The following is a 21,490-nucleotide window of genomic DNA, read 5'->3' on the forward strand; positions in this document are numbered from 1 at the left end:
GCCTTGGAGGGCCAAATGCCCACTTCGAACACAACTCCGCTCTACCGGAACCAAGGGGTTGGCCTGCTGCGCGCGGCGGCGATCCCGTTGCACGAGGTGCCGTCGCGGTGGCCCAACCTGGTCGACACCGAGATGTGCAAATCGTGGCTGAGTGAAATCTGGTCACGACCGGACTTGGCCGAGGCAATCGGTGCCGCCAGTCCTGGGCTGGCAACGCGGGTTCAAGGTTTACGCGAGAACCCCGCCGCTACGAGCAAGCAGGTGCGCCGCGCCACCCTGGCTACGGTTCGATATTTGCTGCGCGCGGTCAGCCGGCACACGCCGTTCGGGCTGTTCGCAGGCGTGGCACCGGTCGCGCTGCTCGACGCGTCGTCCAGCGGCGTGCAGACGCGTTGGGGAGGCGCTCACCGCGTGATCGCGCGCGTCGACACAAGCTGGCTGGCCGACGTGATCGACCAGCTCGAAGCGCGACCCGAGCTGGTGAAGCGCCTGGACGTGGTGTTCACCGATCTCGCCGCCGAACGCGGTCTTCGGTTGGAAGCACCGCATGGGCCTGCCAAGACCAGCATCCGCCGCACCCGTGTCGTCGACGTGGTCCGTGAGGCCGCCTCCAAGCCGATCAGCTTTGGCGAACTCGTCACCACGGTGCTCACCGCCTTCCCACAGGCCGATCCCACCGTGGTCAACGACACTCTAGTCGCGCTGGTCCACAAAGGATTGCTCATCACGTGCCTACGCGCCCCGATGACGATCACTGATCCACTGGAGCACTTGGTTCGCCGCCTGAGGGGAGCACGAGCTGACACCCTGCCCGAGACTGCACCCGTGCTGCGTGAGCTGGAAGCGATCCACTCCGAACTCGTTCGGCACAACCAGGCGGGTGCCACACGTGCAGCGCAGGTCTCCATGCGGGCGAAACTCAGCAGCCGCATGAGGACGATCTCCTCAGCCGGGCGAGTTCCCTTGGGACTCGACCTGCGCCTGGACGTCGGAACAGCCCTGCCTGAACAGGTGGTCAACGAGATTGAGCGCGCCGCCGACGTCCTGGTACGGCTGAGCAACCAGCCAACTGGGCAGGCCGTGTGGCACGAGTACTACACCGCGTTCTGCGCTCGCTACGGGACCGGAACCTCGGTGCCGCTGACCGACGTAGTCGATCCGGATGCCGGGCTCGGCTTCCCAGCCGGCTACCTCGGTAGCCCGCACCCCATGCCGCCGGACTCGGGATCACCACGCCACGAGATGCTCTTGACGTTGGCTTGGAACGCGGTCGTCGACCGCGCCGACGAGGTGGTCCTCACCGACGAGATGATCGACGCGCTGACCGTGGGAGGCAGCTCTGCGCAACGCCGCATCCCGCCGCATGTCGAACTCGCCGCCCGCATACAGGCCACCGGTCCGGACGCGCTCCAGCGCGGCGACTACACGTTCACCGTGGCGCCAGGCCGCTCGGCTGGGACGTTCACCTCCCGATTCACCGGCGTGATCGACGGCTCCCAGCTGAGTACGACGTACGCGACCATGCCGACCGCTGTGGAGGGTGCCCTACCGGTGCAGCTCTCGTTCCGGCCGGTCTTCCCGAACGCCGAAAACGTGTCGCGCGTCCCGGTCTACCTGCCGCACGTGCTCCCGCTCGGCGAACACGGCGGGAGCAGCCACGCCGCAGTCGTGAGCCTGGACGAGCTCGCTGTGACCGCCACCCACCACGGCCTCCACCTGGTCAGCCGGTCGCGGAACGAGGTGGTCGAACCGCAGGTGTTCCACGCGCTGGCGCTGGACAAGCAGGCCCCACCGCTGGCGCGGTTCCTGGCCCACCTGCCTCGTGCGCTTACCGCAGCGTGGCACGAGTTCGACTGGGGACCGCATGCGGACCGGCTGCCGTTCCTACCCAGGGTGCGCTACCGCCACGCTGTGCTCAGCCCAGCGCGCTGGCGCCTCGGCACAACCGACTTGCCCAGGACCACCGACAACGACCAGTGGAGGACGGCGCTCGAACACTGGCGGCAACGCTTGCGCTGCCCCAGCACGTTGGAGTTGCGCGACGGTGACCGCTCGTTGCGGCTCACCCTGGATGAGCCGGTGCACGCCGAGGTGCTCCGCACCCACCTGGCCCGCCACGGGCAGGCGATCCTGGTCGAAGTCGCCGACCAGACCCTGCTCGGCTGGGCGGGCGGCCACGTCCACGAGATCGCTGTGCCACTGGCCTCCATGCGACCACCGACACCCTCTCCGCACGTCGCAGCCTTGCCACTCGTGACCAACAGCGACCACGGGCATCTCCCCGGCACGGCGGACTGGCTGTACGCCAAGCTCTACACCCATACCGACCGAGTGAACGAGATCGTCGCCCACCGGTTGCCACAGCTCCTTAAAACCACCGGATCGGCAGCACGAGCGTGGTACATCCGCTACCGCAGCCCGCAGGAGAACGACCACCTGCGGCTGCGCCTGCGCACCTCCAGCCGGGAAGAACACCTGCGAACCGTGGCTGCGGTCGGTGAGTGGGCTCAGCAACTCCGCCACGACGGCTTCGCCTCGCGCCTCGTCCTGGACACCTACTTGCCCGAGACAGGTCGTTACGGGCCCGGCCCGGCGATGGAAGCGGCCGAGGAGGTGTTCATCGCCGACTCGACTGCGGTCTCCAGCCAACTGCGGCAACTGCCTGACGCCGTCGTCGCTCCCGCCGTCTTGGCCGCAGTCGGCATGATCGCCATCGCGGACGGTTTCCTCGACAGCCGTGAACGGGCTCTGCGCTGGCTGCTCGACCGTCCTGCGCCGGGAACTGCGGACCGTCACCACACGGTGAGTGTGATCCGCTTGGTCTTGGCCGAGAACCTTCGCGAACTGCCGGGTTGGACGGATGAGCTGACTCAGGCGTGGAAGGTCCGAGCTGCTGCCATTGCCGCCTATCGCAAGCAGTTGCCCGCTGAGATCGACGCCGATGCGGTGCTGGAGTCCTTGCTGCACATGCACCACAACCGGGTTCTCGGCGTTGATCGAGTGAGCGAGGCATCCTGCCGCCGCGTGGCCCGCCAGGCCGCCTTGGCTTGGCGCGCCCGAGGTGTTCGGTGATCGCATTGACCGATACCTCGCTGCTGGCCGCGCAGCCACGTTGGGGACAGGACTTGAGCAGAGGTGCGGCGGGAATCGCCCTCCTGCACCTGGAGAACCGTCAGTGGGACACCGCTCAGCCGTGGCTGCGCATGATGACCGAGCACCCCGTAACTGCTAATCCCGCCTCCTCCGGCTTGTACCGAGGAGGACCAGCAGTCGCCTTCACCCTGCACGCGGCTCGTTGGTCGGTAGGGAGACCGATCTTTCCGACTGCACTGCAAACCCTCGATGAGCACATCAGGACCCTCGCGCAACAGCGCCTCTCCGTCGCTCATGACCGCATAGATCGTTGCGAGCTTGGCGAGGTCCGCGAGTTCGACCTGATCAGCGGTCTGACCGGGATCGGCGCGTATCTCCTGCACGCCCACGGCGACACCGACCTGCTGCGCCAGGTATTGGCCTACCTCGTTCGGCTGACTGAACCCGTGGTCGTCAACGGCGAGCAGATGCCTGGCTGGTGGAGCAACGGGCCAGGTGAGCACCGAGAAGACCGTTGGTCGGGCGGGCACGGCAACCTGGGCATCGCCCACGGCATCACCGGCCCACTCGCCTTGCTGGCCATCGCCGCGCGACGCGGCACCGCGGTCTCCGGTCAATTCGAGGCGGTGGAGCGGATCTGTACCTGGCTCGACGACCTGCGCCAAGGCTCGATGGACAACCCGTGGTGGCCTGGCATCGTGTCCCGCGCCGAACACCGGGATCGCACCGTTCGCCAGCGCGGTCCACAGCGCCCGTCCTGGTGCTACGGCACGCCGGGCATCGCCCGTGCCCAGCAGTTGGCAGCCCTCGCCTTGGAGGACCAGGCTCGCCAACGCGCCGCTGAACAGGCCCTCGTAGGTTGCGTAAACGACGAACACCAGCTCGCGCAGCTGCACGACGCCTCGCTGTGCCACGGCTGGGCCGGACTCCTGTACGCCGCTTGGCGCATGGCAGCGGACGCCACCGACGATCGCTTGGCCGCCAGCCTGCCCGCGCTGCGCACCCGTCTGCACAACCACCTCGACCACCACGGTCCGCCGACCGCACCCGGCCTGTTGGAAGGCATCACCGGAGTTCTCCTGGCCGCCCGAGCTGGCACTGCACCAGTCACCCGATGGGATGCCTGCCTGCTGCTCAACGGTTGACACCCGCCGCAACCCAGCGCCGTGCCCGGCGCACGCCGCTACCATCCGCCCGCCCGCACCGAGAAGGAACTGATGAACACCACCACCGACTCCTCGCATGAGGCCCTGCGCGCCGCGATGGTCGACCGCATCAAGGCCGCTGGCCACGCCCGCACCGCCGCGGTGGAGCAGGCCCTGCGCGAGGTTCCCCGGCACCGCTTCGTGCCCGCCACGCAGCTCACCGACGCCTACGCGAACCAGGCCGTGATCACCAAGCGCGCCGCCGACGGCGCCGCCCTGAGCTGCGCATCCGTGCCCACCGTGGTCGCCATGATGCTCGACCAGCTCGACGTCCAGCCCGGCCACCGCATCCTGGAAATCGGCGCCGGTACGGGCTACAACGCCGCCCTGCTCGCCACGCTGACCGGCCCGACCGGTCACGTCACCACCGTCGACATTGACCCAGAGGTCACCGCAGGTGCCCGCGCGGGCTTGGGCGTCACCGGCTTCGCCGATGTGGAGGTGATCACCGCCGACGGCTCCCTCGGGGCACCTGACAACGCACCCTACGACCGGATCATCGTCACCGTCGGGGCGTTCGACATCCCACCCGCATGGCGCGAACAGCTGGCTCCCGGCGGTCGCCTGGTCGTCCCCCTGCGCTGGCGCGGCCAGACGCGCAGCGTCGCCTTCGTCCGCGACGACGACCTGCTGCGGTCGGACTCGGTCAAGCTGTGCGGCTTCGTGCCCATGATCGGCCAGGACAGTGAGCGCTCCGCCCACCTCGACGACGATGAGCAGGTCACCCTGTACTGGGACGCCGACCAGGACATCGACCCCGAACTCCTGCACGGCGTCTTGAGCACGCCGAAGACCGAGGTCTGGTCCGAGGTCACGGTGGGCGACTCAGAGCCCTTCGACGGCGTCTGGCTCCGCATGACCGCCACCGAACCAGCCACTTGCCGCATCGCCGCAGGCCAGACCGCGGTCGACAGCGGCGTGTGCACTCCCGCCATCCCCAGCCGCAGCCCCGCTCTCGCCGAAGGCGACTCTTTGGCCTACTTCACCTACCGGCGCGTGGACCCGGATCAGAGCGGCGGCGCCCGCGCCGAACTCGGTGCGATCGGCCACGGTCAAGCTGGGGAACGCCTCGCGCGGAAGCTGTCCGATCAAATCCGCGCGTGGGGTACCAATCGCACTGGCGAGCCGGTCGTGATCGCCTACTCCGGTGAGCACCCCGTAGAAGGTCTTGTCATCAACAAGCGGTGGACTGAATTGATCATCGAATCCTGATTCGTGCACTCTTGAGCCGACGATGTGCCTGCAGGTGCAGCGGCCTGATCTGCGTCTTCTGGCGTGAGGCAGCCGAGGTGACCCGTAGCGCGGCTCGTGGGTTCTAATGTTGTAGTGCTGGCGCCGTGCTTTGGGTGTCCGGTGGAACCGCCCCGACTATTCGAACCTTCGACGTATCGAAACTTGCATGTAGAGCAATCATTTTGATCTTGCAGAGTTTGGGCGGCGCAAAATTGTCGGGGGTCGTGTTTATCGTCATCCCGTGATGCAACACGGCCGACTTGCGTTCGAGGAGATCCCTGCTCCCGTCGCGGTGACGGCTCGTGCGGATACGTCAACGAGATGAGGCGCAGTAGTGGACCTGACCAAGGCTTTCGACACCTTCCAGCAGACTGTCAACGCCGACATCGAGCAGGTGAGGCTGGCCCGCGAGCGACGGGATGCCTTCAAGGGCGCGCTCAAGGGGGAACCGGGTGTACTGGAGGTGTTCGGTTCCGGCTCGTTGGCGCGCAGCACCCAGCTCAAGCCCGTGCACGACGTCGACCTGATCATGGTCTTCGACGCGGCCGCGTACCCGGAGTGGGGGCAGCCCGGCGACTCCTCGGCGGGTGCCTTGGAGGTGGTCCGCGAGATGGTCAAGAGGTTGTTGGGCGATAGCGGCGGGACCGTCGAGGAGCTCGTCCGCTTGGCCAAGCCGCGCGATCGCGCCGTCAAGTGCTTCATCGACCCGCCTGAGCAGGATGACGCGTTCACGGTGGACGTCATGCCCGTGTTGCGCCAAGCGGACAACACCCTACTGGTCCCCAGCAAGCGGAAGGAGTGCTGGAGCACTGCTGACCCGGAGTACCTCATTGCGCAGGTCAAGGAACGACAGGAGAACTGGTCGTACTTCCGCCCGACGGTGCGCGTGCTCAAGCTGTGGCGCCACGGCGTTCCCACCAAGGTCAAGTCGCTGGTCATGGAGGTGCTCGCCCTGAAGTGCCTCCCCACTGACACGACGCGGCCACAGGCGTTGAAGGCGTTCTTCACCGCCGCCGCGGTCGAGGTCAACTATGGCGTGGTGGACCCGGCCGGGCACTGTGGCGTGATCCAGCCTGACCTCGACACCGAGGCGCTCCGCACCGCCTTGGAGTCCGCGCGTGACATCGCCGAGGAGGCATGTGCGGCCGCAGCCGATGGCGACAGCGACGGAGCGGCGTTGCTCTGGCGGGAGTTGTTCGGGGATGACCTCCCAGCCCCGGAGGAGAAGAGTTCGGGGACCGCTGCCGGTTCCTTCCTGTACGTCCCGCGGCCGGTCGTGGACGCGCCCCAGGGCTAACCGATGAACACCAACGGCGAAGTACCCGTTTCCTGGTGGGAGTGCGAGCCCCGGCGCCTGGCTCGTGATCAGCACGAAGTGGCCAAGCTGTTCCCCGAGCTGACGTGGTGCGGTGAAGGAGCTGGCCGCTGGGAAGGGCGGCTGCCCAGGTGGCCGTTCCACCGGCCCGAGCCCACAGGCCTGGCTGAACTGGTCGGGCAGGACGGCATGCCGATCAGGGTGCAGTACGGACATGCCTACCCGATGGTGCCACCGGCGATCTTCCCGCTCGACCCGAAGCCCGAACTGATCGAGTACAGGCAGACCCGGTTCCACGTCATGGGTGATGGCAGCCTGTGCCTGTTGCAGGACTACTCGACGTGGACCGGCCGGCAGTCGGTGACCGAGCTGCTGCTGAAGGCGGCGGGCTGGCGCGTCGAGTACGCGCTGCTCAAGAGCGGTGTCATCGAATCCATGACGATCAACGGCATCGTCAACGACGCCAGCCGCGATCACCTGGTCGAGCAGGCGCTCGAAGAGCTCTCCCCTGGTGGAGGTCAGGCGTGAACGACCTGCTCGTGCTCGTCCCGGGCGAAGCGGCTCGCCGCATGAAGGAAGGTGGTCAGTGGGGCCAGATCACCTTCCGGGTATCGGATCCGGACAACGTCGGCGCGGTGATCGCGGTGTCGGACGGCTTTAACCCGGTGATGCCCACCCCGCTGCATTCCGCCAACCACTTCCTCAGCGCTGGGGACGCCCGAGGGCAGCACCGCTGGTACCGGGCTGCGCCCGCGCTGCACCTCCTGTGGTGGCACGCGCGCAACACCGGCCGGGAGATCTCCCTCAAGGCTTTCAAGGAGAACGTCTTCGGTCGCTGGTTGAACCCTTCGGCCGTCGAGGACTACGTGGCGTTGACCGTGTCAGCGGAAGCACCGGCTGAGTTCCCGGACATCAACATCCCCGAAATGGTTGCCTGGTACGTCATCCCGGCCGCCGCACGCCCGGTAGCCATAGACGTGGTGTCCGCTGAACACGGCTTCCCACAGCTGGCCGGACACTGGCCGGTTGCCCACTTGGAAGAGAAGTCGGTCATGCTCGTCGGGGTGGGCAGCATCGGCGGAGCCGGCGCCCACGCCCTGGCCAGCTACGGCGTCGGGCGCATCGTCCTCGTCGACCCCGACCGCCTGCTCAGCCACAACGTGGTGCGCCACGTCTCCTCGGTCAAGCACGTCGGCAGGCTGAAGGTCGACGCGGTCAAGCAGGAACTGGCCGAGGCGTGGCCAGCCACTCACGTGGACACGCTGCCCGTGGACGTCATCGCCGCGGCGCACCTGATCAGACCTCGTCTTCGGGATGTCGGCGTCGTGCTGTGCACGGCCGACGGCGTGGCAGCGCGTCGTGTCGTCAGCCACCTGGCGCGACGCGCACGGGACTGACGCCGTTCTCGCCTGCGTACTCCAAGACGGCGCGGTCGGCGAGATCATCCGGCTGCGCCCCTGGGCCGACCACGGCTGCCTGACCTGCCGTCGCGAGGCGCTCGTAGCCCGAGGAGCGGTGGATCCCGAACCCGCCCTCGACCTGGGGTACGGCACGGGGACCGCGCACCGGCCGATGACTGCCGTCGGAGGGGACCTGCACCTCGTCGGCCAGATGGCTGCCAAGGCCGCCGTGGCCACGGTGCTGGAACGGAAAGGTCATTCCGACCAGAAATTGCCCGGTGAGCACGCCATCTTCGGGCTGCGCCCGACACTCGGCTGGGCTCCCCCGTTCGACCTGGACCGCAACGGCGACATCCGCTGGCTGCCGCACAGCCCTCCTCGCCCGGGTTGCCCCACTTGCGAAGAGCCGTGAACGATGCCAACCCCGGTGCTGTGCGGCGGATCGTGATGGCTCCGGACAGCGCCCGAACCATCCGCCGGACCGTGACCGAGGCAGACGACGGTGCTGAGACCGGCGGGATCCTTTTGGGACGCGTCGAAGATGACGGCACGGCACACGTGCGGCAAGCAGGTACCCCTGGGCCAGCGGCGATACGGACCCCGAACTACTTCCTGCGCGACCTCGCGCATGCCCAGCACTTGGCGGAAGCCGCTTTTCGCACTGACGGCAGCATCTGGATCGGTGAGTGGCACACGCATCCCCGTGCGGACGCCGTGCCGAGCCCACGCGACCTCCTCACCTACTCCACCCTGCTGGCCGATCCTGCGCTCGCTTTCGACGTCGTGCTCGCCATCGTGATCGGCCCCCTCTTGCCGGCAGCGACCACCCGTGTTGTGGGTTGGGCCTGCACCACGACGGGGGTGACAGCTGTGCCGGTCGAATCCGAAGTCCTGCTCATCCCGGAGGAACTTCGAGGTACGTGACCGAGTGAAGCGGGTGGCCCGTCAGCTGTCCACCTCGAACGCCGTGGTGTACCCCCGGTGCCCGCCGAGGTGTTCGTAAACGGTGGTGACCCGCGTGCGGTTCCACCTGTGCCCGAGCAGGAGCGCGAGACCGCCTGGACCTGCCATGAAGAGGTGGATGCGTTCGGTGCCCGGCAACTCGTCGAGTTCCTCGCGGACCAGGTTCCGGATCGCTTCTGCATAGGCGACGGCTTGCCCCGCACCGGCGATGGACTGGTCGTCGCTCCCCCCACCTGGCTGGATGGTGAGCAGGCGGCTGGCTCGCACGCTGTTGTCCTTCAGGTACGCGATCACCGCTGAGGTCGGGTCGACGGCGACCCCGATGGCGACGGCCAGGTCGTTACCGAAGTCCAATTGTTGTCGTCGGAGTTGCGGCGCGGGGATGGCAGCCTTCAGTGCATCTGTGGACCACAGCTCGCCGCCCTGGAGGTATCGCAGGGTGTGGCCGCGTACACGGGGGAGCGCGGCGCCAACGCGGAAGAACGTCGCTTGGCGCATGGCACCCCCGATGAGGGTGGAGCGCCAACCGTCCCTCTCCAGTGCTGCGGCGGCGTCCATGATCTCCTGCTCCATCCGAGCCCAGTCCGAAGCGCACCGCGGTTGAACGCGAACCTGGGCGTTGTCACCGTCGAACAGATCCACCCAGTTCAGGGCGATGGTGGCGTCCTCGGCATGGGGATCGGCATCTATGGCTTGGACGAGCAAGATCGCTGATGGAGGCGTCGGATGCAGGGACTCCACCGTGCTTCGGATGTCCTCCTCGGGGATGATCCGCTTGCCGCCGGTAACCCAGCTCGCAACGGTGTTCAGCCCGTGCTGAAGGGAAGAGGCACTCCCGTCAAGGCCGGCGGCGACCATCAACGTGCGGACGTGGTCTTCCTCGGCGCTGACCGTCCTCCCGGTGACGAATTGCAGGTGCTCCAGCATCGAGAGCAGTTCGAGGCGGCTTGCACCGACGTGACCCGCCCATCGGTCCACAGCTCGCCCGGCTGCGCTCGTCAGCTCCGTATGGCCCGCGTACGGCATCAGCAGGTCGGTGCGGCCGTCGACGTGCCCGAGCAGCGGGTCGGCGTGATCCAGGGCCCGGTTGGTGATCAAGCGCAGGACGGGGGTTGCACCGCTGCCGCTGAGCTTGACGTAGCTGTCGTACATCTTTTGCAATAACGACTTGCTCTTGCCGGACGTGGCGGTGAGGTAGCCCTCGTTGACCAGGTCGGCTGGGTTGGTCGCCCACTTGACCTGCGCGAGAATGTCAGGCTCTCCGGTGCTGCTGCGCAGGACCACGTCGTCGAAGTTCCCCGCGTCGTTGATCTCCACCTCCACCTGCGAGAAGCGGCGCTCAGGGCCGATCACGCGCATGGCGGCCCCCCACACGAACAGGTCCTGGAACCTGTCCCCGTTGCGTCGAACGCCGGACCTGGACGGTGGACCCGCTGCTGGGCGCTGCCCGTTCATCAAGCCTCCTGTCCTTGCCGTGCCGCTGTCGGGGCACGAGTGGTGGGGTGCGCGCCTCGGTGCGCGACAGTGATCTCGATCAGGCCGTCGGTCCGGTGGACGACGAGGACCAGCGGCTGCTCGTAGGCGATCGACGCCCGCCGTATGGACGTCAAGTCCTGGCCGCTCGTCCCATGCCCTGCCGGGTGGCTGTGCCAGTCGCCCACGTACCCGAGCCACGGGTGTTCGTGCTCGGCAAGTGCCATGTCGAGGGCGGCCTGTGCTGAACTCTCGTCCCTGCTCCAGGAGTTCGTCGTTGCGTTGGGGTCGGGTACCTCGATGGCGTACCGGATGACCACTCGGCCGCTGACCCACCAGCCCAGCAGCAACCCCCCGGTCTCCCGCGGGTGCGCGGCTGAGGCCAACTCCGAGATCGTGGTCGCTGCGTCAGCGTGCACCTCGGCCTGGGCCTTCCGGGGCTTCATGACGCCGCATCTTGCAGGACGTCACTGGTCATCGTGCCGATCCGGTTGTAGAGCGGCTCAGGTTGAGGGCGCCGCACGACGGCAATGCTGGCGGGCAGTTCACACGTCAGCAAGGCAGCGCCGACGACGACCTGGTGCGCGAGTTCCGCTGCGGCCACCACCGCGCCTGGTGGCGTCGGCGAAACCGCGCTGCCGCAACCACGCTCTTGGAGCCGGGTGCCGCTGTCGAGGCGGGGAAGAGCGGGGAGGTACCTCTCGCCGCTGCGGAGCGGCATCCGATCCACCCTGAGGACGTCACCATCGCGCTGCACGCATGCCGAGACCACCGCGTGCCCCGTCGAACGGCCCATCGACTCGGCCGCCGTCGCCAACAGGCTGCTCGCATAGCCGCTGCCCGTGGCGTCCAGCACCACTTGGTGGTCGCGAATGAGGTCTTCCGCTTCCTCCAGGTCGTCAAGACGGCCCCAGGGGAGGTGGATACCGGTGACGTCGGGATCGACAGCCCTCAGACACGCCCGTACCGCTTCGGTTTTGAGCCAACCGACGTACCCGTTGCCAGCGAGGTGCCGCACCACGTTGCCGGGGCGGAGGCGTTCGCCGTCGACGAGCGTTAGCCTGCGCGCACCCGCGCGGAACAGCGCGTCGGCCGCGAAGGAACCTATTGCACCGCAACCGACGATAGCGATTCGAGTGGTCGACAGCTCCGGAGCAGCCGAGCCTGCACGCATCATGCGCGTCGCAGCGCTGACATCGGCGCTCTCACAGGCGGTCACCTGGATGGCGTCCGACGACTTTCGAACCCTCACCACGAGGACGCCTTGCCTCGTGCCGCGCACGTAAAGGAAGAGGATGTGGGTAACGACACCGACGGCGATCAACCGCCTCACCTCTACGGCACGAGGGCCGAGCGCGACGGCAACGTCGTCCCAAGACCGCAGGGGCCGCGTGATGCAGCCGATATCGGCCACCCATGCCAAATTGCGGTCCTTACGCCGCGCGTCGAGGTCGCCGACTCGCCGGCGCTCGTTCGTGATCGAGATCGTATGCGGGTTCGGTCCAGGCCCGGTGCGCACGGCGCGGTCGATTGTCAAGGCGGAAGCGTCGTAGAGCACCAGCCTGCGATCGGCGTGCTCCTGTTTCAGGTAGCGCTCCAGGTCGCAGTCGTCATCGCCGGGCCAACCGGCCGCAGTCTTGCAAAGCCAGCCACCGATGCGGTCCAGCAGTACGTCCGGGACCAACCAGGGAGCCTGGTCGACCGCCCAATCATCCGTCCAGAGGCACAAGGAGCCGTCAGCATTCGCGTGGAACGTGGTCTCGAACGGCGCTCCTGCGTCCAGCATGATCACCTTGGGAGGTAGGAATGGGAAGGTCGGCCCAGGTCGGATCTCCACACGAGCAATGTTCGTCTGGTCAGCCGTCGAGCGGTGCCACGGTACCGGGCCACAGAGGTGATCACCGTCGTCAGTGAACCCGAGTGCCACCAGTCCTTCCCGCCACTGGTCCGCAGCCGCCGCAAAGGGGCTGATCATGCGTACCGATCTTGCCCCGCCGGCACGGCCGGGGCTCCCTTGACCAGTGCGCGACCTGAAGACTTGGTGGACCCGTCGGGGTTGCAGTAGTCGGGTAGGGGGAACACGTGCTCGGGCTCTTCGATGTCCTGCGTTTCACCCAGCAGGTCTCGCCATAGCACTGCGGACTTACAGGGGTCCTCTTCTTCGAGTGCCTTCTTCGCCAACGCAGCCGCTTCAGCGATCCTCTCGGCCGCTGCCTCGATCTGCTCTGCCGTTGCCTTCGTCTTGATCGTGCGATCGTCGAGGGTGGGGTCGTCCGGTCCCTCATCCACGTAATCGGGTAGTCGTTCGGCGATCCCTCCCAGGATCACGGACAAGTAACTGGCGATCGTGCTCTCGTCGGGCTGCAAGTCTTGGAAGGCGTGGTAGGTGAGCACTTCGAAGTAGTAGCCGCCAGGCTGGTCGTCCACCCAGGTTCGCCGAACCTGTCGAATGAGCTTCACCATCGGCATGTAGATGCCGCTCTCATCGTCGTTCGGGTTGAGCAGGAAGTCTTTGTTCGCGGCTGTCGTGAGCTCAGCCATCTTGATCGGGTTGGTCTCGACCCAGCTCGCCCGACCGTCGTCTTCGATCTTCTCCGGGATCTGCCAGTGGTCATCCGGGTGGTACACGCAAGGGCGGGCGATGACTACGTCGACCGACAGGTCGAAGTCGGGGAACTTGATCATCACAGAGCGGTGCTGGCGCTCCACGCAGTCCGGGAAGGCTTCCTCCAGGACTTCGGTCACATGATCGAGTATGTCTCCCGGGCGCAGCGATGACGTCGCCTTGGTCAGCCGGGCGAATACGTCGACATCCTTGACCCGCTTGATCGACACGTGCCGACCGTACGACCCGATCAGGAACGTCGATACGCCCAACTTCTTCAATCGGTCGTCTGCCTCCAGCGCCTCGGTGACCTGCTTGTGCGCTTCCTGGGCGTTCTTCGCGTCCTCCTCCGGTTCGATCTGGCTCAGTGCAGCTTTGAACGACTTGGCGAGGTTTGCCACTCACTGCTCCCTCCCCTTTAGTGACACTTGCGATCGGGTGAGCGCAAGAAGTGTCACCGCTGAGTGGTTGCTTGATGATAGCGACGTCCTACGGCGATGCAATGGTCGTGACGCTGATCACATGGACGGATACGTAGGGTGAGGACGGATCGGTGTACATTATCCGGAATAGCATCACTCTGGTAATAGTGGTCAACTGTAGATGGCGATTATTATTGGTTGATCACCTCGGAGGGTGAACGATTGATCCGTTGTGATTGGTGCGGATGGACAGTCCAGAAGTGTCTGGGGTGTTTGCCTGCCATGATGATCGGCATGAGTTCGACAGCTACCCTCCGTGAGTCATCGGCGACAAGCAGCCGCTGTGCAGTCTGAACTTGGTTCGTGTCGGCCCTTGGCCGCTCGACGTGGGGATGAGCATGAGGGTCTTGATCTGGGCGGGGGATCGCATCTTCGGTGCCAGACGCCACCTGGAGAGCGTGTTCGTCGCAGTCCTGCTGATTCCCGTAGTGCCTGACCTGTTCGTCGACTGGCTCGGCGACCCCGGACGACCTCAACACAATGGTGTGCTGCGCGTACTGGCCGTGATCACTGTCTTCACCCTCGCGGTCCTGATCGGCGTCGCCAGCAACGCCTGGGTACGTCGTCGTGGCGAACGTGCTCGTAGGCCTTTCACCCCTCTACCAGCCGCTGACGTCTTGGTTCTGCCGATCAGCGCTCGTTCGAACCCGTACTTGCGCAACCAGCGCCGTGACCGAGCGCCGGAGGTCCCGGAGTTCCTCTGCGAGGAGAGCACGCCTAAGACGGTCGTCGGCATCTTGACCCCCCGAACCGCGCCGATGGCAGATGGCGTCGCGACCGAGTTGGCTGCTGACGGCATCGCGTTCCAGCCCGCCCTGATCGACGACGCACACAGCCCGGTCGCCGCGGTCGAAGACTGCGACAAGGTCCTCGACCAACTCCGCGCCCTTGGCGTCCCTGCCGATCGCGTGCTCATCGATGTCACCGGTGGCAGCGTCCCGCTCACCCTCGCGATGATGCGCGTCGCCGGGATCCTTGGTGCCCGCTGCGTCTACGTGTCCGCTGACGTTGATTCCGACGGCCGCCGCGTCCCCTACAGCCAACGTGGGCACGCCTTCGACCCTCGAGCCATCACGGGTGACGCCTGAGTCGTCGTACCTGGGCGAGCACCGAGTGGCGCGGTTGGCTGCGACGCCCCGTGTCCCGGAGCAGTCAGGTTGTCGGACGTCGTTGGCAACCTGAAGCGATGTACAGCTACTTGAACCCTGGGCCGACGCCTTCTGCTGCGAACCCCGCCACGGCGAAGCTGATGCGGCGTGTCAGGAGGTCGGGCACGAAACCGGAGTTGGCGTTGCGCAGCGCGCTGCATCGGAAGGGACTGCGCTTCGTCGTGGACCGCTCACCACCCGGGACGGATCGGCGCAGGCGGGTTGACATCCTGTTGCGCGGTGCCCGCATCGCCTTGTTCGTCGACGGTTGCTTCTGGCACTCCTGCCCGGTGCACGGCCAGCTCCCGCAGAGCAACCGAAAGTGGTGGAGGCTGAAGCTGAGGGGGATCGCGTTGCGTGACCGCGACACGGACGCCCGGCTCGCCAAGGCGGGGTGGTTGGTGGTCCGGGTGTGGGAACACGAAGACCTCGCGGAGGCCGCGCAACGCGTGTTCGAACTCGTCGCGATGCGCACCGCCCGGTCAGCCGTTGACCCCACTCATGCAGGTAGCTGAATTCGGTCCTCGCGCCTGCCAAGGGTGGAGGGGTGGTTTGGGGTCAGCCCGGCCCGCTGTGCCAACCTTCGGCGACGTGCTGAGGAGTCGGAGCAAGGCCCTCGACGGGCCTGTGCGGGACGTTCTTAAGCAGGAACCGCGGTTGATCGGCACAGTGGAACGTTCCCCGTCGTGCCAGGTCAATGCCGTTCCGGTCGTTGCTGCGGAGTTGGAACGGCCAGGCGGGGTCGGCACAGCTGTGCCGACCCCGTTCCGGCCTAAGCTGCCGTGGATGACAGCGCGGATCATGTCCAGGTCGGCCACGCTGACCGGGTTGTCGTGGCCCGGCATCCGTCGCTTGCCCGCTGAGGGAACTCCGGCGGCGCGCAGTGCCTCACCGAACGCCTTGACTTCCCAACCGATACGCCCGGCCAGCTCTGATCGAGCCACCAGGCCGTGTTCGTCTTCGCTGATCACCTTGGCCAGCAGCGTCAGCACTTCCGGTGATTCGCGTCCTGGCTCGGCACCTGCGAGTTCTGGTGCACCGGCGGTGGCGGTGGCAACCTCGGTGGCCAGGCGTGCGGCTGCCGTCGGATCGAGCACCGCCAGGTCGTGCTCTCCGGAGGCGTCCCCGGTCAGCGTCCCGGCCTGCTCGCGCAGCACTCGGCCGCGTTCGCAAGCGGCGCGGATCGCGGTGATGTGCAGCAGGTGCGTGCGCACAGTGACCGCCTCCCCGGCTGACAGCTCGGTCTCGCCATCGGCACCCAGCAGCAGGCCGACACCCTTGTGGCTGGTCAGTAGCTTGGAGGCGTCCATGCTGGCCCTGTAGGTGCCCGCGCCCAAGATGGTCTCCGATGCCTGCCAGGTCATGGTCTTCAGCGCGAATCGCGTCCCGAGCTGGCCGCGCAGCCCGTCTGGGATGACCTGGGCGTCGGGCTTCTGGGTGGCCAGGATCAGCGAGTAGCCCGCGGCTGGGCCGGTCTTGGCGATGTAGGTCAGGAGTTCGCAGATGCGTGCGCCCACTTTCTTGCCCTTGGGGTTGTCGTCGTCCAGCGGCACGTCCAGGCCGAGGAAGTTCTGGACCTCGTCGATGCCGATCACGGTCAGCGGCATCCGGTGGGTCGGGTCGCGGGTGATCTCCGGGGTGACCTTGGATTCGGGGCACAACTCGTCATCCATCTCGGCGAGCCGGTCGAACCGGTCGGCCACGTCCGCCGCGCACTCTTCCAGCACGCGAATCAGCCGGCGGGCGTCGGTCTCACGGGAGCCTCGGATGAAGCGGTGTGCCACCTGTTCGAACGGGCGGAAGTCCTTGCCGCCCTTGCCGTCGGCGATGATCAGTCGCACGTGCGGGTCCAACGCCGCGGCGGTGAGCGGCAGGCGGGCGACGAACGTCTTGCCCTGGCGAGGGATCGCGCCGATCAGCAAGGAAGTCCACACCACCGGCAAGTTCACGGTCGTGCCGCGGGCGGTGGTGCCGAAGGGCACTGGCTGCCACAGGTCCCAGCTGGGCGCTGACGCGAGGGGACTGGGGATCGGGTCGGCGGCGTACGGGTCGGCGTCGCCCACCCACAGCGCCAGTCGCCCGGCGTGGCCGTCGTCGCCCCGGACGCGTTCCACGATCAGCCGCACCTCGTCCACCGCCAGCGCCGAGGCCAGGGCTTCCCGCTTACCGATCACGTCGGACGCCTTGCGCGACGGCGGCAGGTCGAGAGTCAGCGCCCACCCGGCACCGTCGTGGCGCGGCGCCTTGACCAGCATCAGCGACTCGTCGCGGCCGATCAGCTTGGCGTCTCGGAAGGCCACCACCAGGTGGTCGCCGTTCATCAGCCACGCCAACGACCGGGAGCCCAAGCGGGTGCTGCGTCCACCCGCACCCTCCCGGCGTCGACCGGCCGCCGCCAAGACCACAGACATCACGCTGGCAGAGACCACCAGCGGCAAGGAGCCAACAGTCAGTTCAGCGACCAGGCTGGCAAGGCTGACCGCGCTCACCGCCACCAGGGAGATCACGCCCCGACGGCGGCGGACGACGGCGATCTCCTGCCACTTGTCGGCCAGCCGGTCGGCGGCCTTGGACGCCTCGTAGAAGTCCGTTACCCGTACCCACGCCCACCAGGCGCGGGCCGATACCGCCAGGCCGCGCCCAACCGCCGCCGGGTAGCGCATCGGCACCAGCAGCGCTTGGTTCACCAGTTCAACCCCGGCCTGGCGGGCAGACTCGGGGGTCTGCCACTGGGCGGGCAGGCGGGACACCGCCGACTCGGCCAGGCGGTGGACGCGGGAACGCTGGTACTCGGCTTCGGTGATCAGCTCGCCGTCCAAGGCAGGTACGGCTGCTTCCACCGCACCTGCGTTCTCGGCGTTCTCCTCGACGGGGGCGTTCGGGAACGGGATCAACTCGCCGCCCCTGTCGCCCTGCATCGTCAGGCTCATGCAGCACCCCTGCGGAGGGCATCACGGACTTCGCGGGCCGTGTCGGTTCCGCATCCCAGCGCCTCCCGCAGCCGCGTGGCGGACGGGTCGGCGGACAGCCGGCCGGAGGCGATCATCCACCGAGCGCGGTCTACCAGTAGGGCCACTCGGTCGCCGGTGGTCCCGCGCTGTGCCGCAGCGGTGCCAGGCGCGTTTTGCCTGTACTCCGGGCTGGTGGGGGTAGGAGTAGGGCCTACCGGTAGACCGTGGTCGAGGTCGGTGAACGCCGTCCAGATGATCGGCAGCACCGCCACGGCGCCGACCGCGACCAGTGGGCCGATGGCGTGGGCCAGGAGCTGCATCGGGTCGAACCGCGCCCACGGCACCGACACCCACGGCAGGTACGGCCACACGTTGAGCGTCAGCGTCACCGCCAGCGCCCCGTACTCGACCACCGCCAGGTGCGGATGGTGCAGTACCCGGCCACGGGTCGCGAGGAATGCCCGTGCGCCGACGACCACCAGCAGCACCGCCGAGATGACCGGTTCGACCGCCCACGCCCCCCACCACGCGGCGGTGCGCTCGACCATGCCGCGAGTGAGCGTGTGGTGCACGCCCGTAGTCGACCATCCCAATGCCCCGACCAGCGCGGCCAAGGCGACGACGGTGAGCACCAAGCGCACCCGTGACGCCTGCCAGGCCCGTGCGGCCGGGTCCTGGGCGAGGGCGTGGAGGCGGGCGGCCTCGGCGGCGCGCTTGCGGCTGCGTCGAACACGCCCGGTGTCCACCAGCAGCGGCGCCGCGTCGGCCTGCAACTCCAGCAGGACGTGGGCCTCGTCGACCTCGGCACGGAGGTCCCGGACCCGCTTGGTGGCTGGTGCGACAGCGGGTGGAGCCTGGTCGGCGGCGGCCGGGGCGTGGGCGGCGACGTACTTCTCCAGTTCGGCCACAGCGCCCTCCACGTCGTCGTCGTTCGGCTCGGGGAAGGGCATGGAGGTGTTCATCGCTGCACTCCGCAGTCCTCACCGGGGCACTCCACGATGTGCCAGGTGCGACGCGCGGCGGCGCTGCGGCCCGACAGCAGGTTGGTGGCGTCGCGCAGCCCCTCGGCGGCGGTCCGATCCTCCAGGCAGTGCGGCGAGGAACGCCAGCCGTTGGGGTGAGCGAGGCTCGGCGGCTCCTTGTAGAACAGGTGCACCCGGCTCATCGGGCACTCCCGTTTCGCGGTGGTGCACAGCGCGGGCACGGCACCGACCGCGTGCGGTCCTCGTCCAGCCACACGACGCGGGCGCTGACCGGGTCGGAGTCGCGGGCGTCACACTGCCCGCACACCGGTGGCACCGCCGAGCGCCCCGTCGGGGGCGCGCTCGGCGCGGGACGGTTATCTGGACGGTTGAAGGACGGTTTGTGCGTCGTGGTGACGCCCCCGCTGGTCGCTGCTGACGCCCCCAGGCGCTTCTGCTGACGCCCCCTGCTGGTCAGAGGGGCGTCATCCTGACGCCTCTCGCCAAGGGCTGTGGACAACCTGGTGGACAGCGCGAGGTTGTAGACCTGGGGTCGCGCGTTGGCTTCCGGGATCTTGGCGTCGCGCACGTGGGTGTTGCCCGGCCTGATCAGGCCCAACTCTTCCAGCGACCGCAGCGAACGCTGGATGGTACGTCGGGACAGGCGGGTGTAGCGCATCATCCGCTCGACCGACGGGAACGCGTCGCGACCGTCGGGGCCGGCGTGGTTGGCGAGTGCGATCAGCGTGATCGCCAGCGTCGAGGCGTCCTTGCGGTCGGTGGGGATGGGGGCGTGGTTGAGCGCCCAGCTGATGGCTTCGACGCTCACCAGGCACCGTCCACGGCGCGTGCGCGGTAGAGAAGGCTGGCGACGGTGCCGACCACCGAAATGTCGTGGGTGGCCAGCCATTCGATCACGTGCCGGTCGTGCTCACCCAGTTCGACGCCGTCCAGCGGCTCCAGGAGAGCGGTGACGCGGTCGGCGTGGCGATGAGCGTGCAGTTGGTCAGTGGTCTCGTCCGGCTGCTGGCTGTCGAAGGTCCCGCTGTCCTCCATGTCGAAGGGCGGGCGAAGGCGCCGCGGTGGCCGTCGGAGCGGCGTAGTCGTGGGGCTGGGGAAGTGGGTGGTGCTCATCGTGAACAGGACCTCTGGTGCTCGGGTCCCGTCTCACAGGCGTCTCACGGACCTGTTGGACGGGGCCGGACTGGAGGCCCTGACCTGGACTGCCGCCGGACTCGACCAGCCACAACGGACCGGGCAGGACCACTGTGGACACCCCTTGTCCCGCTGGGGGTCAAGGGGTCGCAGGTTCAAATCCTGTCGTCCCGACGGTCATGACCAGCGGGTTTGCCTTTCGAGGCAGACCCGCTGGTGTCGTTTTCGGCTGTTGTGGTCGCAATGTGGTCGCGCCCTGCGAGTCAGGCGACGTCGGCCTCGTTCAGGGCGTGGGCGACGGCGTCGTGGGCGACGTGGCGTAGCAGATGGCCGTAGATTTCGGTGGTGGACAGGGTCGAGTGACGTATCGCGCGGGAGATCACGGCGAGCGGCACGTTCGAGTTGAGCATGGTGGTGGCGGCGAAGTGCCGTAACTCGTGCACGCGGATTCTGGGTAGTCCGGCGGCATTGGTGAGTTGGTGGAAGTGGTGGAGTACGTATTCGGGCCGTAGCGGCCTGCCGTCGGATCGGTGGAAGACCAGGTCGTCGCCGGGTTGGCGGAGCCGTTGGTGGCGGAGGGCGGTGATGACGCGGTCGGACAGGCCGATCCAGGTGCGGCTGCTCTTGGTCTTGGGTGTGGTGAGGACCGGTGTGGTGTTGTTGATGTTGGACAGGGTGTAGCGGATGAACGCCACGTGGTCGTCGAGGCTGATGTCGTCCCAGTGCAGGGCCAGCGCCTCGCCTTTGCGTAGTCCGGTGCCGATGATGACCTCGAACAGGTCGGTGAGCGGGTCGTCGTGGTCGTGGCAGTAGCGCAGGAACCGTGCTGCCTCGCTCGGTGACCAGCAGGTGGGTTCGTACTTCGGTGGCCGCGGTACGAGGGCGTAGCGGGCTGGGTTGTGCGCCAACCGCCGCTGCCGGACGGCGTCGGTGAGGGCGCTGGACAGGGTGGCGCCGCAGCGCCGCAGGGTGATCGGACCTCGTCCGGCGGCCAGTTGGTTGTCGATGAACAGCGCGATGTGCTGGTGGTTGAGCGTGTCCAATCGCACCGCGCCCAGGGCGGGGACGAGGTCCTTACAGACGTAGTCGTGATAGCGCGCCGTGGTCGTCGGCTTGAGCGTCAACGTCTTGTCGTGCAGCCAGGTGGTCAAGTAGACGGCGACGGTCTGCTTGTCGTCGGTGACGATGCCGGTCCGCTCATACTCCAACACCTTGCCCAACGCCGCCTGAGCTGCTGTCCTGGTGGCGAAGCCGCTGCGCGGCATGGTCCGCCGACATCCGTCCAACGATGGCAGGTCGACCGCGAACGCCCATCATCCGTGCCTGCCGCCCGCCAGTTCGGGGCACCGGGCGCCGAGCTGCCTGCCTCCGTTATCCCGACAGCCGCACCGCCGGTACACACGCCCACGTTGAGGGTTACTCATCATGACCTTCTCTCGTGTTCCACCTCCCGTGTTGGAGGTGGAACACGAGCGTGCGCCGCATGCGACCACACCGCGACCACC

Annotated in this window: 20 protein-coding genes; 10 read left to right on the top strand and 10 right to left on the bottom strand. The window is 67.5% G+C overall.

Translation table 11 applies throughout. The features are described 5' to 3' along the window. Positions 1-15 precede the first annotated feature (15 nt). The 8 genes from C8E97_RS10515 (at position 16) to C8E97_RS10545 (ending at position 9,170) form a co-directional block, all read left to right on the top strand. Complete coding sequence (locus tag C8E97_RS10515) at positions 16-3,072, top strand: lantibiotic dehydratase (protein ID WP_121011265.1); 3,057 nt, start codon at positions 16-18, stop codon at positions 3,070-3,072. Next, on the top strand, positions 3,069-4,238 hold the full coding sequence (locus C8E97_RS10520; protein WP_121003904.1) for a lanthionine synthetase C family protein: 1,170 nt from the start codon (positions 3,069-3,071) through the stop codon (positions 4,236-4,238). The genes C8E97_RS10515 and C8E97_RS10520 overlap by 4 nt, the downstream gene beginning before the upstream one ends. Before the next feature lie 72 nt (positions 4,239-4,310). Further along, a complete protein-coding gene (fxlM, locus tag C8E97_RS10525) occupies positions 4,311-5,510 on the top strand; it encodes a methyltransferase, FxLD system (protein ID WP_121003906.1) in 1,200 nt (399 codons plus the stop codon). Positions 5,511-5,865: 355 nt separating this feature from the next. Then, positions 5,866-6,828: an SMODS domain-containing nucleotidyltransferase gene (locus C8E97_RS10530; protein ID WP_121003908.1), complete on the top strand. Its 963-nt coding sequence runs from the start codon at positions 5,866-5,868 to the stop codon at positions 6,826-6,828. Between the two features lie 3 nt (positions 6,829-6,831). Further along, the gene (locus tag C8E97_RS10535; RefSeq protein ID WP_121003910.1) at positions 6,832-7,374 is read left to right on the top strand and encodes a hypothetical protein; all 543 of its coding nucleotides are present in this window, start codon (positions 6,832-6,834) and stop codon (positions 7,372-7,374) included. Next, positions 7,371-8,243: a ThiF family adenylyltransferase gene (locus C8E97_RS10540; protein ID WP_211346960.1), complete on the top strand. Its 873-nt coding sequence runs from the start codon at positions 7,371-7,373 to the stop codon at positions 8,241-8,243. Before C8E97_RS10535 ends, C8E97_RS10540 begins: the two co-directional genes overlap by 4 nt. Before the next feature lie 118 nt (positions 8,244-8,361). Further along, entirely contained in the window at positions 8,362-8,658 is a 297-nt protein-coding gene (locus C8E97_RS35205) for a hypothetical protein (RefSeq protein ID WP_211346961.1), read from the top strand. Beyond that, a complete protein-coding gene (locus C8E97_RS10545) occupies positions 8,655-9,170 on the top strand; it encodes a Mov34/MPN/PAD-1 family protein (protein WP_211346962.1) in 516 nt (171 codons plus the stop codon). Before C8E97_RS35205 ends, C8E97_RS10545 begins: the two co-directional genes overlap by 4 nt. Before the next feature lie 21 nt (positions 9,171-9,191). On the opposite strand, the gene C8E97_RS10550 is transcribed toward C8E97_RS10545, so the two are convergent. From C8E97_RS10550 to C8E97_RS10565, 4 genes are all read right to left on the bottom strand, one after another. Continuing rightward, positions 9,192-10,568, bottom strand: a complete 1,377-nt coding sequence (locus C8E97_RS10550) for an SAVED domain-containing protein (RefSeq protein ID WP_170211728.1) — start codon at positions 10,566-10,568, stop codon at positions 9,192-9,194. Positions 10,569-10,663: 95 nt separating this feature from the next. Then, positions 10,664-11,128: a Mov34/MPN/PAD-1 family protein gene (locus tag C8E97_RS10555; protein ID WP_121003914.1), complete on the bottom strand. Its 465-nt coding sequence runs from the start codon at positions 11,126-11,128 to the stop codon at positions 10,664-10,666. Further along, complete coding sequence (locus tag C8E97_RS10560; protein WP_246019351.1) at positions 11,125-12,468, bottom strand: ThiF family adenylyltransferase; 1,344 nt, start codon at positions 12,466-12,468, stop codon at positions 11,125-11,127. Before C8E97_RS10560 ends, C8E97_RS10555 begins: the two co-directional genes overlap by 4 nt. A gap of 185 nt (positions 12,469-12,653) precedes the next feature. Next, on the bottom strand, positions 12,654-13,688 hold the full coding sequence (locus tag C8E97_RS10565) for a nucleotidyltransferase domain-containing protein (protein ID WP_121003920.1): 1,035 nt from the start codon (positions 13,686-13,688) through the stop codon (positions 12,654-12,656). Positions 13,689-14,107: 419 nt separating this feature from the next. On the opposite strand from C8E97_RS10565, the gene C8E97_RS10570 reads away from it, so the two are divergent. Both C8E97_RS10570 and C8E97_RS10575 read left to right on the top strand, forming a co-directional pair. Beyond that, entirely contained in the window at positions 14,108-14,857 is a 750-nt protein-coding gene (locus tag C8E97_RS10570) for a hypothetical protein (RefSeq protein WP_170211732.1), read from the top strand. A 98-nt stretch (positions 14,858-14,955) separates the two neighbouring features. Further along, entirely contained in the window at positions 14,956-15,432 is a 477-nt protein-coding gene (locus C8E97_RS10575) for a very short patch repair endonuclease (protein ID WP_121003926.1), read from the top strand. Here C8E97_RS10575 and C8E97_RS10580 read toward each other — a convergent pair. The 6 genes from C8E97_RS10580 to C8E97_RS10605 form a co-directional block, all read right to left on the bottom strand. Further along, positions 15,400-17,847 (bottom strand): cell division protein FtsK, encoded by a 2,448-nt coding sequence (locus C8E97_RS10580; RefSeq protein ID WP_121003929.1) that lies wholly within the window; start codon positions 17,845-17,847, stop codon positions 15,400-15,402. The two genes, C8E97_RS10575 and C8E97_RS10580, sit on opposite strands and share 33 nt — an antisense overlap. Beyond that, on the bottom strand, positions 17,844-18,830 hold the full coding sequence (locus C8E97_RS10585; RefSeq protein WP_121003932.1) for a hypothetical protein: 987 nt from the start codon (positions 18,828-18,830) through the stop codon (positions 17,844-17,846). The genes C8E97_RS10580 and C8E97_RS10585 overlap by 4 nt, the downstream gene beginning before the upstream one ends. Next, complete coding sequence (locus C8E97_RS10590) at positions 18,827-19,033, bottom strand: hypothetical protein (RefSeq protein WP_147455047.1); 207 nt, start codon at positions 19,031-19,033, stop codon at positions 18,827-18,829. The genes C8E97_RS10585 and C8E97_RS10590 overlap by 4 nt, the downstream gene beginning before the upstream one ends. Continuing rightward, entirely contained in the window at positions 19,030-19,659 is a 630-nt protein-coding gene (locus C8E97_RS10595; protein ID WP_170211734.1) for a helix-turn-helix domain-containing protein, read from the bottom strand. The genes C8E97_RS10590 and C8E97_RS10595 overlap by 4 nt, the downstream gene beginning before the upstream one ends. Further along, entirely contained in the window at positions 19,656-19,964 is a 309-nt protein-coding gene (locus C8E97_RS34395) for a hypothetical protein (protein ID WP_121003940.1), read from the bottom strand. Before C8E97_RS34395 ends, C8E97_RS10595 begins: the two co-directional genes overlap by 4 nt. 284 nt (positions 19,965-20,248) lie before the next feature. Continuing rightward, on the bottom strand, positions 20,249-21,250 hold the full coding sequence (locus C8E97_RS10605; RefSeq protein WP_246018793.1) for a site-specific integrase: 1,002 nt from the start codon (positions 21,248-21,250) through the stop codon (positions 20,249-20,251). Positions 21,251-21,490 lie beyond the last annotated feature (240 nt).

It is taken from the genome of Saccharothrix australiensis, assembly GCF_003634935.1.
GTDB classification, from domain to species: domain Bacteria; phylum Actinomycetota; class Actinomycetes; order Mycobacteriales; family Pseudonocardiaceae; genus Actinosynnema; species Actinosynnema australiense.

Bases quoted from the DNA above. Each gene is read 5' to 3' on its own strand.
- C8E97_RS10585 (WP_121003932.1), bottom strand. From the start codon at position 18,830: ATGAACACCTCCATGCCCTTCCCCGAGCCGAACGACGACGACGTGGAG.
- C8E97_RS10560 (WP_246019351.1), bottom strand. From the start codon at position 12,468: ATGCTGGACGCAGGAGCGCCGTTCGAGACCACGTTCCACGCGAATGCT.
- fxlM (WP_121003906.1), top strand. From the start codon at position 4,311: ATGAACACCACCACCGACTCCTCGCATGAGGCCCTGCGCGCCGCGATG.
- C8E97_RS10590 (WP_147455047.1), bottom strand. From the start codon at position 19,033: ATGAGCCGGGTGCACCTGTTCTACAAGGAGCCGCCGAGCCTCGCTCAC.
- C8E97_RS10515 (WP_121011265.1), top strand. From the start codon at position 16: ATGCCCACTTCGAACACAACTCCGCTCTACCGGAACCAAGGGGTTGGC.
- C8E97_RS10580 (WP_121003929.1), bottom strand. From the start codon at position 17,847: ATGAGCCTGACGATGCAGGGCGACAGGGGCGGCGAGTTGATCCCGTTC.
- C8E97_RS34395 (WP_121003940.1), bottom strand. From the start codon at position 19,964: ATGAGCACCACCCACTTCCCCAGCCCCACGACTACGCCGCTCCGACGG.
- C8E97_RS10555 (WP_121003914.1), bottom strand. From the start codon at position 11,128: ATGAAGCCCCGGAAGGCCCAGGCCGAGGTGCACGCTGACGCAGCGACC.
- C8E97_RS10575 (WP_121003926.1), top strand. From the start codon at position 14,956: ATGTACAGCTACTTGAACCCTGGGCCGACGCCTTCTGCTGCGAACCCC.
- C8E97_RS10535 (WP_121003910.1), top strand. From the start codon at position 6,832: ATGAACACCAACGGCGAAGTACCCGTTTCCTGGTGGGAGTGCGAGCCC.
- C8E97_RS10550 (WP_170211728.1), bottom strand. From the start codon at position 10,568: ATGCGCGTGATCGGCCCTGAGCGCCGCTTCTCGCAGGTGGAGGTGGAG.
- C8E97_RS10605 (WP_246018793.1), bottom strand. From the start codon at position 21,250: ATGCCGCGCAGCGGCTTCGCCACCAGGACAGCAGCTCAGGCGGCGTTG.
- C8E97_RS10570 (WP_170211732.1), top strand. From the start codon at position 14,108: ATGAGGGTCTTGATCTGGGCGGGGGATCGCATCTTCGGTGCCAGACGC.